General features: G+C 47.2%; 1 protein-coding gene. It reads left to right on the forward strand.

From position 1 onward, the window contains the following. A partial coding sequence (locus tag R8N47_RS28715; RefSeq protein ID WP_318186548.1) for a sulfite exporter TauE/SafE family protein occupies positions 1-502 on the forward strand: 502 nt, incomplete at both ends.

The following is a 502-nucleotide window of genomic DNA, read 5'->3' on the forward strand; positions in this document are numbered from 1 at the left end:
CTCAGTGTTGGGGGCGCGCGTTTGCAGCAACGCTTGTCGGCGCAGCATTGGGCACGCTCTTTGTCGATGCCATCAGTACGGATTGGCTAGAAAAAGTCTTGCCTCTTATTATATTAGCCGCTGCGCTGTATACTGTATTCCACAAAGCGCCACATTCCCCTCATCAAAGCCCAATACCAGAGCCTTGCCCAAAGCTGCATAAAAAACAGTACCTGCAAGGTTTGTCGATTGGTTTTTACGATGGATTAGCCGGTCCAGGAACTGGCGCGTTTTGGACTGTAAGTTCTATGGCGCTGTACCGTCTCAATATATTGCTCGCCTCTGGTTTAGCCAAAGCAATGAACTTCACCAGTAATTTTACCTCACTTATTACTTTCGCTATTTTAGGTCACATTAACTGGGTGCTAGGCTTAACAATGGGTGTGTGTTTAATGGCTGGGGCATTTGTTGGTGCGCATTCTGCAATTCGATTCGGCTCTAAGTTCATTCGTCCCGTTTTTGT

This window comes from Vibrio sp. 2132-1, from assembly GCF_033344315.1.